General features: G+C 74.2%; 1 protein-coding gene. It reads right to left on the minus strand.

Annotated features, from left to right (window positions below):
• On the minus strand, positions 1-2,234 hold a 2,234-nt coding region (locus tag IH13_RS0122370), incomplete at its 3' end, for a serine/threonine-protein kinase (RefSeq protein ID WP_031087150.1).
• Between the last annotated feature and the right edge of the window lie 68 nt (positions 2,235-2,302).

Raw genomic sequence — 2,302 nt, forward strand, 5'->3', positions numbered from 1 at the left:
TGCCGGTACAGCTCCACGGCCTCCACGTCGCGGCCCAGCTGCTCCAGGCAGTGGGCCTGGTCGTTGCGGCCGGCGAGGGTGTCGGGATGGTCGGCGCCCAGGACCCGTTCACGGGCGTCGGCGACCTTCCGGTAGTCGGTGAGGGCGTCGGCCCACCGGCCCAGCCAGCCGAGGCCCACGGCGATCTCGCGGCGGCTGACGAGCGTGTCGGGGTGGTCGGGACCCAGGGTGCGCTCGCGCAGGGCGCAGACCTCTCGGGCCTCGGCCAGCGCCTCCTCCCAGCGCGCCGTCCGCCCCAGGTTGACACCGAGTCCGTGCCGGGCGCGCAGGGTCTCGGGATCCTCGGGGCCACTCACGCGGGTACGGTCCTCGACCAGCACGCGGTACAGCTCCAGCGCCTCGGCGCTGCGGCCCAGCCGGCCGAGGCTGATGCCGATCTCGTAACGGGCGGCGAGGGTGTCGGGGTGGTCGGCCCCGAGCGCCACGGCACGGGCCCGGGCGACGTCGTCGTAGGTCTGCAGCGCCTCTCCCCAGCGGTCCAGCCTGCCCAGGGTGTACGCCACCTCGTAGCGGGTGACCAGCGTGTCGGGGTGTGCGGCGCCGAGCAGCCGGCTGCGCGCCTCGGCCACCTCGCGGGCCACCCGGTAGGCGTCCTCCAGGCGGCCCAGCCGGCCCAGGTTGAAGGCCAGGTTGTGGCGGCAGCGCAGGGTGTCCGGGTGGTCCGGGCCCATGGTGCGCTCCCGCGAGGCGAGCACCGCGGCGTAGACCTGGTGGGCCTCGAAGTGACGGCCGAGCTGCCCCAGGACGTACGCCGTCTCCTGCCGTGCCGCGAGTGTCTCCGGGTGGTCGGGGCCCAGGACGCGTTCGCGGCCGTCGGCGACCGTGCCGAACTCGCGCAGGGCCTCGGCGGCCTGTCCGGTACGGCTGAGGGTGAACCCGACCTCGTAGCGGCTGGCGAGGGTGTCGGGGTGGTCGGGCCCGAGCGCCTGCTCGCGCGTCGCGGCGACCGACCGGTGCACCTCGCCGGCCTCCGCCCAGTGGCCCAGGCGCGCGAGGTTGAGGCCGGCGCTGTGCCGGCTCGCCAGCGTGGAGAGGAGTTCGGGCGACGGGGTGGGGCGCGCGGTGCCCGCGGGCGGGAACACGCCCGACAGGGCCCGCGCCTGTGTCCCGGTCGTCCAGGTCCCGGTGAGACCCGCCGTGTGGTCGACGGGCGCCGGCCCGGGCGGTGCAGCACCGACGGCCTTGTGACCCGTGGTCATGTTCCGGGTCCACGCCGGCAGTCGGGGCTCCCGCGTCGCGGGGAGTGTGACGGGCAGGGGCACGGGGACGGGGACGGGCGGAGCGAGTACGACGCGTCCGCCGGCCGGCACCTGGGTCTGCCCGCCCGTCCGGCCGACGGCGATGCGCTGCCGCAGGTCACCGGCGTCGGCGGGCCGCCCGTCGGGGGTCTTGGCGAGCAGGTCCAGGACGACCCGGTCGAAGAACCCCGGAAGGTCGGCCCGGTGCGTACGCAGGGGCTCGGGCGCGGTGTCGCGGTGCCCGACGAGCACGCCCCAGGCGTCCTCCTGGTCGAACGGAGGGGCACCGGTGGCGATTTCGTACAGCACACAGCCCAGGGAGTAGAGATCGCTGCGGTGGTCGACGTCCCCGCCGCTGATCTGCTCGGGCGACATGTAGTGCGGCGTGCCCATGGCGACACCGGTGCCGGTGAGGCGTGAGCTGAAGCCGATGTCGTGGCCGAGCCTGGCGATGCCGAAGTCGCAGATCTTCACCGTGCCGTCGGGGAGCCGCATGATGTTGGCGGGCTTGAGGTCGCGGTGCACGATGCCCTGCTGATGGGTGTAGCCGAGGGCGTCGGCGACCTGTTCGGCGATGTCGACGACGTCGGGCACCGGCAGCGGGTGCTGCCGGTTGTCCTCCAGGAGCTGGCTGAGGTTGCGCCCCTCCAGGAGCTCCATCACGAGGTAGAGGACGCCCTCCGACTCGCCGAAGTCGTGCACGACGGTGACGCCCCGGTGCTGCAGGGAGGCCGCCACCCGCGCCTCGCGGCGGAAGCGTTCACGCAGGACGCGGGTGAAGGACCGGTCCTGCTGGGGGCCCAGCGGTTTGAGGCACTTGACGGCGACCTGCCGGCCCAGGGACTCGTCGCGGGCCCGCCACACCTCGCCCATGCCGCCGCGCCCGATCAGATCGAGCAGCTGGTACCGGCCCTGGATCAGCCTGGTCTCCGCCATCTCCCGCAGTCGCCCCCGTCGTGTCGCCTACCGCCGCACCCTCCCCGGCCCGTCTCTTATACACATCT

Origin of the sequence: Streptomyces sp. NRRL WC-3549 (genome assembly GCF_000721935.1) — a bacterium.
GTDB lineage: Bacteria > Actinomycetota > Actinomycetes > Streptomycetales > Streptomycetaceae > Streptomyces.